Annotated in this window: 11 protein-coding genes; 6 read left to right on the top strand and 5 right to left on the bottom strand. The window is 69.9% G+C overall.

The features are described from left to right. The first annotated feature begins 322 nt into the window (after positions 1 to 322). A complete protein-coding gene (locus WMF22_RS46040; protein ID WP_438037335.1) occupies positions 323 to 649 on the top strand; it encodes a transposase in 327 nt (108 codons plus the stop codon). Between the two features lie 127 nt (positions 650 to 776). Here the strand turns inward: WMF22_RS46040 and WMF22_RS46035 are convergent, their stop codons facing one another. Continuing rightward, entirely contained in the window at positions 777 to 1,784 is a 1,008-nt protein-coding gene (locus WMF22_RS46035; RefSeq protein WP_438033871.1) for a DUF2806 domain-containing protein, read from the bottom strand. Between the two features lie 978 nt (positions 1,785 to 2,762). Between WMF22_RS46035 and WMF22_RS46030 the strand changes: the two genes are divergently transcribed. Further along, positions 2,763 to 3,848, top strand: coding sequence for a hypothetical protein (locus WMF22_RS46030; protein WP_438033870.1), 1,086 nt, complete (start codon positions 2,763 to 2,765; stop codon positions 3,846 to 3,848). Positions 3,849 to 4,005: 157 nt separating this feature from the next. Here the strand turns inward: WMF22_RS46030 and WMF22_RS46025 are convergent, their stop codons facing one another. Together WMF22_RS46025 and WMF22_RS46020 are read right to left on the bottom strand one after the other, a co-directional pair. After that, positions 4,006 to 5,043: a hypothetical protein gene (locus WMF22_RS46025; RefSeq protein ID WP_438033869.1), complete on the bottom strand. Its 1,038-nt coding sequence runs from the start codon at positions 5,041 to 5,043 to the stop codon at positions 4,006 to 4,008. Between the two features lie 494 nt (positions 5,044 to 5,537). Then, positions 5,538 to 7,148, bottom strand: coding sequence for a hypothetical protein (locus tag WMF22_RS46020; protein WP_438033868.1), 1,611 nt, complete (start codon positions 7,146 to 7,148; stop codon positions 5,538 to 5,540). Positions 7,149 to 7,660: 512 nt separating this feature from the next. Between WMF22_RS46020 and WMF22_RS46015 the strand changes: the two genes are divergently transcribed. Then, on the top strand, positions 7,661 to 8,122 hold the full coding sequence (locus WMF22_RS46015; protein ID WP_438033867.1) for a VOC family protein: 462 nt from the start codon (positions 7,661 to 7,663) through the stop codon (positions 8,120 to 8,122). Here the strand turns inward: WMF22_RS46015 and WMF22_RS46010 are convergent. Then, complete coding sequence (locus tag WMF22_RS46010; RefSeq protein WP_438033866.1) at positions 8,116 to 9,765, bottom strand: vWA domain-containing protein; 1,650 nt, start codon at positions 9,763 to 9,765, stop codon at positions 8,116 to 8,118. The two genes, WMF22_RS46015 and WMF22_RS46010, sit on opposite strands and share 7 nt — an antisense overlap. A 532-nt stretch (positions 9,766 to 10,297) precedes the next feature. Between WMF22_RS46010 and WMF22_RS46005 the strand changes: the two genes are divergently transcribed. From WMF22_RS46005 to WMF22_RS45995, 3 genes are all read left to right on the top strand, one after another. Beyond that, positions 10,298 to 10,792, top strand: coding sequence for a hypothetical protein (locus WMF22_RS46005; protein ID WP_438033865.1), 495 nt, complete (start codon positions 10,298 to 10,300; stop codon positions 10,790 to 10,792). A gap of 400 nt (positions 10,793 to 11,192) precedes the next feature. Next, entirely contained in the window at positions 11,193 to 11,588 is a 396-nt protein-coding gene (locus WMF22_RS46000) for a GFA family protein (RefSeq protein WP_438037334.1), read from the top strand. After that, positions 11,585 to 11,851: a hypothetical protein gene (locus tag WMF22_RS45995; RefSeq protein ID WP_437296163.1), complete on the top strand. Its 267-nt coding sequence runs from the start codon at positions 11,585 to 11,587 to the stop codon at positions 11,849 to 11,851. The genes WMF22_RS46000 and WMF22_RS45995 overlap by 4 nt, the downstream gene beginning before the upstream one ends. Before the next feature lie 21 nt (positions 11,852 to 11,872). Here WMF22_RS45995 and WMF22_RS45990 read toward each other — a convergent pair whose 3' ends face one another. Beyond that, positions 11,873 to 13,186, bottom strand: coding sequence for a hypothetical protein (locus WMF22_RS45990; protein ID WP_438033864.1), 1,314 nt, complete (start codon positions 13,184 to 13,186; stop codon positions 11,873 to 11,875). Positions 13,187 to 13,642 lie beyond the last annotated feature (456 nt).

Genomic DNA, 13,642 nt, shown 5'->3' with positions numbered 1-13,642 from the left:
GAGAACCCCGTCAATTGCGCGGTGCAGGGACGAGTTGCGTTAGCTCGTGATGCGGGGCTTCTGTACGTACGTCGTGTCGGGGGCGCCACGTTCCGTGACCTCGACCCGGGGACGCCACGCTCCGTGACCTCAACCCGCGGGGGCGCCGCGCTCCGTGACCTCGACCTGGGGACGCTGCGCTCCGTGACCTCGACCCGGGGGCGCCGCGCTCCGTGACCTCGACCCGGGGGCGCCGCGCTCCGTGACCTCGACCCGGGGGCGCCGCGCTCCGTGACCTCGACCCCGGGGGCGCCGCGCTCCGTGACCTCGACCGGCCGAGCGCATCGCGCGCGCCTACCCGCGAGCGGGTCGGATTCGCCTGGTGCTGGACAACCTCAACACTCATACCCCTGCATCGCTCACCACGGCCTTCGGGCCCAAGCGGGACCACGCGCTTGCCTCACGTTTCGAGTTCCTCCACACGCCGAAGTCTGCGAGTTGGCTGAACGCCGCGGAGATCGAAGCCAGCCTCGTGTCCAGGGAATGCCTCGGCCACAACCGCATCCGAACACTCACAGGGCTCCGGGGTCGCGTCCGGCAATGGAACCCAGCTGCAGACGGAGTTCGTCGCGAGATCAACTGGAAGTTCACCGCCCGCGACGCCGAATGAATCTTTGGGTCCGACTGGTTCAACAGAATCACATCTGAGCACCAGTATCGCACCGCTGACCAATCACTCCATCCTATAGCTCGAAACTGCTTCGAAGCGGCTGAACTTCGAGCATGTCGATGGCTCATCAAAATCCTGTCGCCACGCTAGGACTCGTCGCCACCTTATCGACGACCGTCATGGTAAGACCGCTGTCCCTGGCCAACAGTTCTAACGCTTTGAGGAACTCAGCATCGGGCTGTAGCGAAAGCAAGCGTCGAAGCTCTTGGGCTGCGCGCGAGAGACGACACGCACCGACCCCACGAGAACCCGCGACGCGTCTCCGGAAGAGAATTTGCTTGTCACAGTACCCGACCGCCTCTTCATCCTCAAAGCACCAGGCAAGCCCCGACTGAAGAAGGCCACAGTCTACCAGCACCATTGTCTCTTCTACACTTAGCCCAGAAACCGATTCATCAGAAAGAATCACACCCTCATCAAAAGCTCGAGAACAGGCTTTTTCAAAGAGCCTTGCCTCCACCGGCGAGAGGTTACGGAGAACATCAAGCGTTCTTACAGAGTAGCAGCCCGGCGCCGCAACCTCCCCAGCAAGCAGCTTTCCCCACAGCTTCCGCATCTCCTCATTGGAGACATCCTTAGCCCCCTCAAAGAAACGCGCAACCCAGTCATCATCAACCGGCTGAGAAGACACTTCAGACGGAATCTCGTTGTAGGCAACAGCAACGATCCGTTCGACATTGAACTGCCGTTTTGCCTCTTGGTATCTAAACCTCGCCTCCGCTCTCGCGGTCAGCGGCGGCAAACTGGACACGTCGGACTCAATCAGCTCACCCTCATACACTGGAACTTCTTGAACGTTCGAATCTTCACCCAAAGACGGGAGCGACTTAGATACCATCGCAGCACGCAATTCTGCCAGCTGCCGCTCACCTTCGACCTCCATCAACTTCAACCGAATCTGACCGCTGGCTCTAATCGCTTGCGCCTCCACCTCGGCAGCAGCCATCTGCTTCAACCGCCACGGCGCCGTAATGGCTCCGATCCCAGAAGCTACGACGTCGATAAGCTTGTCTACTGCTTTCACTCCCACATAGACCCCCGCGACCCCGAGTGCGAGCCCTTCGACTTCGACCATTGAAACTCACCTCCAGAGCAGAGTTAAGTAGTGGGAGCCGCGGCGAGGAACCAAACGCACCGCTGCGAATTTGTCGGCAAGAAGCGGAACTGCTCCGCACGCGATGAGAGCTGATAGGGGCGGCCTGAGGGGAGTTCACAGCCGGGAAGCAAATCCCTGAGTACGTATTTGAAGTCTTTGTCCGCCATGGCCACTCGATCCTAAACCGCCTGCTTCGCCGGGTCCAACATCCACGACAAACAATCGAAATTACTCATCATTTCGCAGACACGTCCATGGGTCCGAGCACGGTCGCGGCAGTGGATCGGTGCACTGGTTCCTGGGCTCAATGAGCTCGGCCTTGGGCGCTAAGCGCCGTGACGCCGGCCTCAGGCAACGGGCTTCACGAACTCGACCTGGGTCACCGCGGATAGGAAACCTTGGAACTTTCGCCCGTGTCAAGCCCCGCGGGGACGGTGCCTGGCGAGCTGTTTTGTCTTGGCCCGTCAGACACCCGCTTGCCCCGTCGCAGGGCCGGGGCGGCATGCTCCGGGCGCAACCGTGCCTCGACGACGGCGGCATGCGCTCCCCATGACGGGGGCGGGTCGTGTGCTCAGCAACGCGGCGTCGAACCCGAGCGCCATCGGTCCCCACGTTGGGTCGCACGAACCTCTCGCGGCCCTGATCGTCGTCCGCTGCGATGCGCTCTTCGTAACGCGATCGAACGGGGGTGGTCTTCCCCCGGGTTTGTCTGGTAGCGCCCTGGGGTCCCCTGGTAACGTGACCGCAATTGCGGCGGCGTGACGTCAACAGCGCCGCAGATCATGAGGAGCGGCGATGGCGGCGCGGGCGCGACGTTGGCAGCGTGGGATGATGGCGGTTTGCTGCGCGAGCACGCTCGGGCTAGGGCTCGGGGTCACGTCCGGCGGATGCGGATCGTCGACCGGATACATATGCCCGTGGGATGAGGACCAAGGACCCAAGGGAACGCCTTGTGAGGTGCTCGAGCCCCCCGACGCCGGCGGAGCTGGCGGGTGCGGGGATGGCGGTGATGGCGGCGAGGACTGCGCGGCCGAGGACGACACGGACGTCGCCATCGCGCCCGATTTCGGCGACCTGATCCCGCCGGCAGAGGTCTGCGCAGGGCAGTGCGTACCGAAGGAGCCGCTCGGGTGGTCCGAGCCCGCGCTGCTCTGGATCGGCTCCCCCGACGCCGTGCCGAGCTGCCCTGCGACCGCGCCGATCGTCGGCTATGAGGGCTACGCGGATTTCGCGGCTCCGGCCCCGCACCAGTGCCCCGCCTGCGCGTGCGACCCGCCGGAGGCGACGTGCGAGGTGCCGACGGAATGGCGGGCCTACGCCAGCTTCCCGTGCGGCGGCCCAGAGGCTCTCGCGACCTCGTTCGCTGCCCCGGATGGGTGGGACGGGGCCTGCACCTCGGCGAATGCCGTCGAGGCCGAACGGACCTGCGATGGCGCCCCGTGCGTGCAGTCGCTCGCAATCCAGGCGCCTCGCGTCGTCTCCGCAGGTTGCGCACCGAGGGTCGCGGAGGCGCCGGAGAGCCCCGACGAGCCCGCGACGGCGGGGAGCTTCGCGATCGTCGCCCGGGCGTGTACAGGAAACGCGTCCCCCCCGTGCGCGGATCCGGGCATGACCTGCACGCCGGCGCCGCCGATCGGCGATGCAGCGCCGCCGGAGGGATTTCTCACGTGCATCCACCACGAGGGAGAGCAGGACTGCCCCGCCACGTACCCGGACCGGTACATCTTCTACTCCGGCGTTGAGGACACCCGCGGCTGCGCGCCCTGCGACTGCACCGAGCCGACCGGAGCGACGTGCAGCGTCCTGGCCTCCGCGTTCAGCGATGAAGGGTGCTCGCAGTTCGTGGCGGGCCAGGTGATCACCTCCGAGGCCTCTGGCTGCGGGACCGTCGCTTCCGGGACGGCGCTCGGAAGCAAATCGGTGAGCGTCGTCGGCCTCGATCCCGGACGATGCGAACCGTTCGGCGGCGAGCCGGTTGGCAGCATCGCGCCGACCGCGGCGGCAACGTTCTGCTGTCACCGCCCCAGCGCCGTACCGGCCTGAGTCGGCAGCTCGTTCCGGGCGCAACAGCCGCCTCTCCAGAGGGCGGCAGGCCGTGAGGGGCGCGCCCGAAACCCCCGCGCACCTCACGCACTCGCGACCGCCTCGTGAGAATCGCTCCCGCAGGCGCGTCCGACGCTTCGCGAAACCACACGGAGGTTCAGAAGAAAGCGACCAGGCGGAGCGCCACCGCCTCCGAGATGGGCGCCACGGACCACCCTTCACCATGGAGCGGTCGAATGTGCGTCCGATGTATGTTGATCGAGAGGTCGCCGCTGAGCTGCCCGGCGAGGCGGGCCGAAAGCGGCACCTCCAGCCCCGCACGAAACCCAAGCCCTGCGTAGGGCAGTGCGAGCTCCCTGCCGGTGCTGTCCCTGATGTTCCACAGCCCGCCTGCCGTGGCGAGGGCGCAGCCGAAGAACCAGTCCGCGTGACCGCAGGGAACGAGCGAGCCGCTCAGCCCCGACACGCCGATGGTCCAGCTGCGGTAGGGCTCGGCGTCGATCGGAAGATCACCGCGGGCCTCCAGCGACAGCGAGAACCTCTCCCAGCGGGCGCCGGCGACCCCCGAGAACCCGACCGCCACCGACGGCGCCACGCCGGCGCCGAGCAGCACCCCGGCGCCCAGCTGGAGGCGCGGGCGATCCGACGGCGGCCTCGGGCGCGGAGCGGGTCGGGCCGGCGCCACGACCGGGTGGGGCGGCTTCGAGGCCGGCGCCTCCGGTGGCGCGGCCGGGGGGATGGGTGAAGCGGCGCCCCCCGGCGCCGACGAGGGCGGCGGCCCTGGCGGCGGCAAGTTGGGAGCGCTCCCCGGTGCAGGCCCTGGTGGCAGAAACGGGCGCATGAAGGCGCTGAGGGAGACGCCGATGTTCTGCACGAGCACGCCACAGATCGGGCTTGAGAGGCCCTGGCGGCCGAGCGCTCGGCCATCGCGGTCGTGAAGCGCGATCTCTCCCTGGAACGCCGGCCCCTTGCGCCGGATGACCACCTCGATGTGCCACGCGCCGTCGCTCACGAACGGGTCGATCCCGCCGAGCTGGCTCGCGACGATATGCCGGAGGCTCGGCTCCTCGAGGCACCCCTCGGTGCCAGGGCCCCGCGTGTAGGACAGGCGCGCGCCGTGCGGCGCGACCTGCGCGAGCGCCACCGGCGCCGCCAGGAAGAGCGATGCAGCGAGCGGCAGCGCGGCGCGGTTCACCCTCCGGCTCCGGCTGCGGACCGAGGAGCGGGCCGGACATGAGCGGAGCGCCGTCATCTGTCACCCGTCGTCATCCCTACTATTTCCGGGAAGGTCCCCCGGGTTGTTGCGAAATCGTGCGCCGGAGCCGAAAAAGGGTGCGCGAGGTGTACCGGCGACATCTCCCTCCAACCTGAGAGAGATGTCACCTGGGATCGGGACTGGAGCCACGTTGCGAGGTGACCGGCGAACGGCGTCGTCGCGCGAGGGCTGGGGTGGCCGGCCGCCTGCCGGCCGGCGTCCCCCCACGCCCCGCCGCACGCCGGCCGGCGTCCCCCCACGCCCCGCCGCACGCCGGCCGGCGTCCCCCCACGCCCCGCCGCACGCCGGCCGGCGTCCCCCTACGCCCCGCCGCACGCCGGCCGGCGTCCCCCCACGCCCCGCCGCACACCGGCGGAGTGAGGCGCCGCCGCGGCGCTCCTCGCCGAGTGCGCGCCGAGATCCCGAGGCCGGCTTCAGTGCGTGGCTCCACCGTCCGCGATCGGGCCGCCCCCGGGCGCCGGCCGCACGTAGAGGGTGCCTTTCAGGCGCCCCGCAGCTGCCTCGCGGTAGTGGTGCTCGCGGGCGTAGCGGAGGAGCGGGGCCTCGAGACCGTGCTCGGTCTCGAAGCCGACGAGGATGGCCCCAGGGGGCTCGCGCTCCAGGAGCTCCCCGATCGTCAGGGGTGAGGTCGCCACCACGGCGGCACGGACGGATGCGGGGACGAGGTCGCCGACGCGGTAGAGGAACGCGCCCGTCGCGAGCTCCGGATAGACGGGCAGGCCCCCTTCCACGGCGTAAAGAGGGAAGAGCGTCGCCACCCTCCCCGACGCGGCACGCGCGCCGCCCGCCGCGACGATCGCGTCGCGGAGCCTCAGGCCCTCGGCGTGGACCTCCGCCGGCCTCCAGCCGGTGGGCCGCGCGAGGTGCGGGAGGTAACGAGCGAGCCGGACCCCGTGGAAGAGGGCCACGGCGATCGCGAGCGCCGACCAGACGCGCAGCCAGGGGCTCGCCGGGCGCTGCGCGAGCGAGCGATAACAGGCGGCGCCGGCGAGCAGCGACAAGGGGACGACCATCATGAAGTAATGTCCCCAGACCGGAGAGGTCACGAGGGCGGTCACGAAGGCGGCGCCGGCGAGCGATGCCAGGACGGCAGCGTCGGCCGGGAACACGGTACGAAGGGGACGTCGATCCCTCCAGGCGGTCCAGGCAACGACGAGGACGAGCGCCGCCAGCAGGGCGACGAGCATGCCCGCCGTCGGCATCGCCAGCACGTCCCAGAGCGCCCTCGCCTTGCCGGACAGCGAGGTATAATGGTGACTGTCCATGACGCGCCACCGCGAGTTCACCGTGTGATACGTGATCACGTTGAACACGAAGACCCGCCCCTCGCGCGCGAGCTCGATGAAGACGGGTGCCAGGCCGAGCATCGCGCCGCCGAGGTAGGAGAGGAACGGCGCCCCGAGGCGATCCCGCGGCGGAGCGGCCTGCGAGCACGCGAGCAGCAGGACGGGTGACAGCGCGAGCAGCGGCGCGTGATAGATCTTGGTCGAGACCCCCAGGGCCACGAGGAACCCGGCCAGCAGCGCGCGGCCCAGGCGCGGAGGCGCGGGCGCCCCGACGGGCGGGAGCAGGCAGCACACCCCCGCGACGCAGAGGGTGAGCGCTGCCATGTCGTTGCACGACGACCCCGCGCGCTGCCCGATGATGTGGTTGCCGGCGAAGAGCGTGGCCGCGAGGGCGGGCGCCGCCCGGTGCGAGGGGCCGAGCAGCCGCCGCGTTGCCGCGTAGATCGCGACGACGCCCGCGAGCAGGAAGCAGAATGTCACCACGCGCGCGACGTGGAGGTAATCGTGGCCCGGCGCAGCGCTCCGGAACAGGGCGGCGTAGAGGAGCGGCAGCACCGGCGCTTGAAGATAGGCAAAATCGCCGTACAGCTCGCCGTCCTGGGCCAGAGCCCCGGCGGTGACGTACATGCTCTCGTCGCTGAGCAACGTGCCCGACATGCAGTAGGCGAAGAGCGCCGGGGCGATCGCGAGGAAGTAGATGCTCTGGACAGCGCGCGGGCTACCCACGTCAAGCTGCATGGCTCCCTCCCGATGGGACTCGTCCTAGCTAGCCATTGACCGGCGCACCGCGCAAGCGATGAGCGCTGCGCGACGGGCGAGACTCCGGCGGCGGCGGACTGCGCCCACGACGCACAATCCAGCTCGTCGAGGCCCACGCGCCTCTGGATCCCAGGGGTAGAGCAGGTCAGTGCGCGTCGCAACAGGAGCAGGCGTCCTTGGGAGTGACGTCCGAAACGCTCTCCCCGCCACGTCCGTGGCCATCGCTGCTCGCGACGACGGAGGCCGAATCCCCAGCAGCGTGGGCGCGCACCGGGGGCGCGCGGCACCTCGCGATCATCGCACGCGGAGCCCCTCGGAAGTCGCGGCGCCGATCGCGAAGATCCGGTCCGCCGCGCGCGGGTACGCGTCGAGCGAGGCGCTCGAGCCCGCCTAAAACGGGACCTCCGCTCGAGCGCGCCGGGACGCCGCCCCGCTGCTCCCGCGCCTGTTCTTCTGCTACGCTGCCGGGGAGAAAAGAAGGGGAGTTTACGATGAAACCGATGATGACCCACGTCGCGCTCCACGTCGGCAACCTCGACGCGACGATCGCCTTTTATCGCGAGTTCTGCGGGCTCAAGGTGGTTCACGAGCGCAGCGACGCCGGCTCGCGGGTCGCCTGGCTCGCCGAGGAGGGGAAGGAGCGGACGTTCGTCCTTGTGATGATCGAGGGCGGCCGGCGCCCGCCGCAGGCGCCGGAGGACATGAGTCATCTCGGGTTTGCGCTCGAGAGCCGCGCCGCGGTCGACGAGATCGCGCGCCGCGGCGGAGCGCACCTCGTCTGGCCGCCCGAGGATCTGCCCTATCCGGTGGCTTATTTCTGCGCGCTCAAGGACCCGGACGGCAACTACGTCGAGTTCTCCTACGGCCAGCCGCTCGGGCCCGGCGCCGAGGCGCACGACGCGGCGTTGCTGGAGCTCTCTGCCTCTTCAGAGCCCGCGCAGACGTCTCAGTAGAGCGGGTGGAGCGGGATCAGCTCCGCGATCTCGTCGAGCTCCGGATCGCCGCCCGGGTTCGCCGCGATCACCTGCTCGCGCGCGGCGTGCAGCGCCTCGCTCGTGCTCGCCTTGAGCGCCTCGGCGTAGGCCACGATGGCCTTGCCCTTGACGAGCTGCTCCTTGCTCCCGGCGGCGAGCTCCGCGAGGGTCGCCTCGCGGCTCGCCTCTTTCGGCTCATGGGTGAGCGGCGTCTGCCAGCGCGCGCGCACGGTGAGGGTATCCTCGTCGTTGATCACGCCCGGATCGCACCCCCGCACGAGCTGGCTGAAGATCATCGCGTCGCCCGGCGCGAGGTGCTGCGGCTCGACCTCCTCGGGGTTCGTCGAGTACTCCTCGCCGTAGAACTTCTCCATCTTGAAGTACCACGGCATGGTGAGCTCCACCTGGACGCCGCGGGCGGCCACCTCCATCACCTCCGCGAAGCGATCCCGGAACATGTGAAACGCCTCGTCCTCGTCATCGAGATAGACATAGGCGCCGCGCCCCTTGTCGGTCACGGTGTCCATGAGCACATCGTTGTAGCCGAGCGCCGGCCCCGTCCCGACGCCCACGAGGTAGATCGCCTCCTGGTCGGCGTCCTCGGCGTGCAGCGCGATGAGCTCCTCGGAGGTGACTCCCACGTTGGCGCCGCCGTCGCTGACGAGGATCACCCGGTTGATCCGGCCTTCCTCGAAGTGCTCCTGGGCGAGCTGATACCCGACCCGGAGCCCGCTCTCGAGATCGGTGCCGCCGCTGGCGGAGAGCGCGTCGGCCGCCGCGAGCAGCGCCGGGTCGTCCGGACCGTCCACCACGTGGCCGCTCAAGACCACCGAATTCTGGGTGTTCCAGGTGACCATGTTGACGACGTCGCCCTCGGACAGGCTCGCGGCGACGGCGCGCACCGTGGCCTTCTCGCGCGCCATCGGCTCACCCTCCATCGATCCAGAGGTGTCGAGGACGAACGTGACCGCGATGGGGCGGCGCGGGCTCGGCGGATCGTAGGAGCGAACGCCGATCTGAAGGGCGTAGCTCCCCGCCTCCTCACCGGGCTCGATCTGGGGCTCGACGCGGAGCTCGCCCTCGTCCGGCGGCGCGTAGTTGATGCGGTAGTAATTGAGGAACTCGTACGTGCGCACCTGCCACGGCTCCGGCGCGCTGCCCGAGCGGAGCAGCTCGCGCACGTGCACCGGCGAGCTCATCGAATTGGAGTCGTCGGCCGACAGGTACAGGACCACGGGCTGACTCGAGTCGAGCCCCTCGCAGGTGAACGCCGGGGCCGCGCCGGCGTCCTCGTCCGAGGGCGCCGGGGGCGGCTCGGGCTGGGCTCCATCGACGTTACCCGCACCGCCGCCGGCGCCGCCGCTGCTGCCGGCGCCGCTGCCGACGCCGGCGCTGCCGGTGCTGCCGGCGCCGATGCTGCCGGTGCCGGTGCTGCCGGTGCCGGTGCCGGTGCTGCCGGTGCCGGTGCTGCCGGTGCCGGTGCTGCCGGTGCTACCGGTGCCGTTGGCGAAGGGCGGCTCCGGGGAGGAACCCTGGCTGCAGGCGACGAGCCCGGCGCCGCCGAGGAGGACCGCCGATACAGCGTAAAGACAGAGAGATAGAGACGCGGGAACGGTTCGCACTGGCACCCTCCTCCGCGGTGCGACCGCACCGCGCTCGGGACGGCCCGCCCAGCAACATGGATGCCGCGCGCGCAATGCCATCCGGACGTCGCGCCGCACCCGAGCGCCGCTGGTCCGATCGCGCCGGATCGCGCGGGCCACACAGCTCAAACCGCGGCCATCTGCGCTCCGGCGGCAATACCATGACAGCGTTGTCAGGTTCGCGTCTCAGCATGGCGCACGCTGGCATTGCTCGGCCCACACGGAGGCGAAGCAGCGTGACGCGATACACCATGGTGAAGCGGCCCGAGCGCGCCGGAGCTTCGAGCATGACCCGTGACGCCTCCGCTCTCGTGGTATTCTCGAGCGCGTGGGGCAGCCTACCCGCGTCGCGCCCGCGCTGATCCTTGTCGGGGTCTCCGCGTTTCTCGTCCTCACCGCGCTCGCCGCGGCCGCGTATCCGGGCGGCACCTTCTGCGACGCGAACGCGCCCGGCTACGATTTCTGGGGCAACTTCTTCTGCGACCTCACGCAACCCGTGACCCAGCGCGGGGTGGAGAACACGCGCGCTCGCTCGCTCGCGCAGGCCTCGTTCGTCTGCTTTTCCCTCGCGCTCGTCCCGTTCTGGTGGGTTCACGGCGCCCTGCTCGGCGGCCGGCTCGGCGGCGCGGTTCGCGTGTTCGGGCTGCTCTCCGCCGCCGGCACGATCCTGATCGCGTGGCTGCCGTCCGTGGTCTCGCCGCTGCTCCACGCAGCGTCGGTGTTCGTCGCGACGATCCCCGGGCTGCTGGCGACGCTGCTGGGCGTGACAGGCGCGTTTGCACGGGGCAATGCGGGCGAAAGCCGCTCGTCACCGTTGCGCTTTTCGGCGTGGCTCGGTGCGCTATCGCTCGCGCTCGTCAGCGCGGACGCCGCGTACTACGCGGTTGCGATCGCGGTGCCGGGCTGCCACGTCCTTTTGCCAGCGCTTCAGAAGCTCGCAGCGCTTTCGGTGATCGGGTGGATGGGCACGATTGCGCGCGTGGGTGCCGCGCGTGGGGCGCGCTAGCGCGTCGAATGGCGCCTGCGACTCGTGCTCTCGATCCTTCTGTCACCCCTGGACGTGAACCCGACCCCGTTCCTGGGTCTGCCAAAGGCGCCGCAAGTCAGGACGCAACCTGGGTGGCGACCGATGCCCGTTCGGAGCGCAGCGCTTCCAGAGCAGGAGCGCATCCGCCGCCCCCCTCCACGCGCCCCGGGTGCCTGGAAAGGCAGCGACTGCCGTCGATGTTGGACGGGTCTACCCTATGGCGCGGGACAGCATTTGCCTTGCGGCGCAGAGCCGATCCGTGAGACTTTCCGTGGGGGGAGTTTACAGAAGGCGACGCGCTCGACGGACCTGGTCCGGCGGCTTTGGTTGACCAATCGACTGATAGTCAGGCGGCGCAATGGAAACCACTTCACTGCCCATGACACCTCGAATAGCATCCTGCAGCTGCGGCCAGCTACAAGCGAGAACCGCTCGCGAGCCTTTTCGCGTTTCGGTGTGCCACTGTCTAGCGTGCCAGCGCCGCACCGGCAGCGTCTTCGGTGCTCAGGCTCGCTTCTCGAGCGAAGCAGTCACCATCGCCGGCGAGAGCGTCGAGTTCGTCCGCGTCGGAGACGAAGGCACAAGAAGCACGTTCAGGTTCTGTCCTCGCTGCGGTGCCACCGTCTACTACACCCTCGAAGGTCATCCAGAGCTCGTGGCAATACCCGTTGGCGCGTTCGCCGATCCTGAGTTTCCGGCCCCAACGTTCTCGGTCTACGAGGAGCGCATGCACTCCTGGGTCGACATGCCCGCGGGCATCGAGCACATGGCATGATCCAGGGAGCAGCTGGCGGCACGTTTCTCGTCGTTCAGGCGAGCGACGCCGAGAAGGGGCCGTTCACGACGCTCGGCGAAGGCCGGCTCGCCCGCGGCGAACCCCTGAGCGTCGTCCTGCTTCCGCTCGTCCCGCTCATGAAGCTCGTGCTCCCGGCCCTGAAGCTCGAAGACGTGGAGCGCGCGATGGTGCGTTGTGTGACGAGCGGGGCGCCGGAGCAGGTGCTCGAGGTCGCCGACATCGAGGCGCTCGCCTCGGCGTAGCTCGCGCGCCCCACGCCGGGATCAGCCGACGAGCATCCGTTCCCCGTCGCGCCGCGCCGCCGCCCACGTCTCGTCCCAGGCGGCATCGGCCTCGGCGCGCGGGAGCTGGCCGAAGGCCCGCAGCTCCTTCCGCTCGCCCTCGACCTCGGCGTCGTCCCGCGGCGGCGCCGGCCCCGGCCCGGTCATCACGTCGCCGACCGCCTCGCGCACCTCGCGCCCGCCCTCGGCCAGGCAGTAGGCGAGCACGCGCCACCCGAGCTCGGCGTGCAGCGCCTCGTCGCGCGCGATCTCGCCGAGCGCCGCGCATACGCCCGCGTCCTTCGCGCCCGCGAGCGACCGGCGCGCCCGGGTCGCCGCCGCGCCCTCACCGAGACAGCCGTCGTGCCACGCCTCGAGCGCCATCCGCACGAGCGCCGCCTGCCGGTCGGCGTCGCGCGCCGCCGGAGGCGGGAGCAGCGCCGGCCCGAGGCGCCACCCCGCGAGCGCGCTCGCGATCTCGCTGCATCGCGCCGTGTGGCGGACCTCATCGTCGAGCGCGGCGAGCGCCCGCGCCACGAGCGACGCGGGCGCGCCCACCGCCGCGAGGTCCCGCGCGAGGGCGAGGAACGCGGGGATCGAGCCGCACTCGGCCCGCGCGCTGTCCAGCCACGCCCCCGCGAGCGCTGCCCGGGTCGCGCGATCGAGCCGCGCCAGGGCCGACACCGCCGGGCCCAGCCCGAGCGCCGGCGGGAGCACGACCCCATCGGCCGTGCGCAGCGGCCGGCCGACAATGGGCCTGAACCGCACGCCAAAGGGCGGAGGGAAGCGGAGGCCGGCGCCGAACGTCCCCTCGGGGACGAACGGCTCGCCCGACAGCGGGATGGCCGCGCGCGCCGAGAGCTCGAGGCCCAACGGGCTGAACAGGGTGGTCATCGCGCCGACGTGGAGGCCGTGTTGCCCGGGGAGCTCGTCGCTATAGCGGGTGCGGTACGTCCATCCGAACTCGCCGTCGATGCTGTAAGCGTTGTTGTCGAAGTCGTCCGAGATATCGCTGCCGCCGTGCAGGCCGGCCGCGAAGCGGCCCGCGGAGAAGTTGAGCCATGTCGCCTGCGCGAACGGGCCGAATCCCATGTTCCCCGTGCTGTACCCTCCGGGCTGACTGCCATCCATGAGGACCGCCGCGCGGAGGTCGGCGCCCAGGCCGAAGGCGAGCTTCTGGCCGAACGAGAGCGACACGGAGACCCCGCCCGAGATGGCGAAACGCTCGTCGGCACGCGCCTGGCCGGGCAGCGAGACGAGGGCGGCCACCCCGAGGGCGGCGAGCGCGGGCGGGAGCGAGCAGGAACGAGAGGACATGGAACCTCCGAGAGCCACAAGGCGGGCAAAGGATCGATCTCGGCTCCCAATTTACCAGAGGGCGCGGACCAGCACGACCGGGGTGGATGACGGAAAGCGGCTCTGGACGACGAGCTGAAGCATCCTGGAGCACGCCCGCGCGCTGGTGCTCGCTGGCCATGGCAGGCTGGAGCTGATGGGGTGACCCGCGGCGACACGCCGTCAGAGCGCTCGCACGAAAAGCCCGGATTTGTGGAGCTTCCGGCGCGGAGCTGACGGCAAACCGTCGAGCTCACGCTTTGGGCCGCGCGCGCCGGCGCCCGGTGATAGAACGAGCGCCGTGAATCCGCACACGGACGCTGGCCCAGCGAGCAGCGACTACCTGGATCGCCTGATGCGTCGAGGGTCTTTCGAAGCCCTGTGGCCGCTCTTCGCCAAGGCCACGCGGCCCGCCAAAGAAATGACCGAGAGCTATTC

The sequence above is a fragment of the Sorangium sp. So ce204 genome (assembly GCF_051526795.1).
Taxonomy (GTDB): Bacteria; Myxococcota_A; Polyangia; order Polyangiales; family Polyangiaceae; genus Sorangium; species Sorangium cellulosum_B.
The sequence above is the reverse complement of the archived record's forward strand: the minus strand, read 5'-3'. Positions and strand labels throughout refer to the sequence as shown.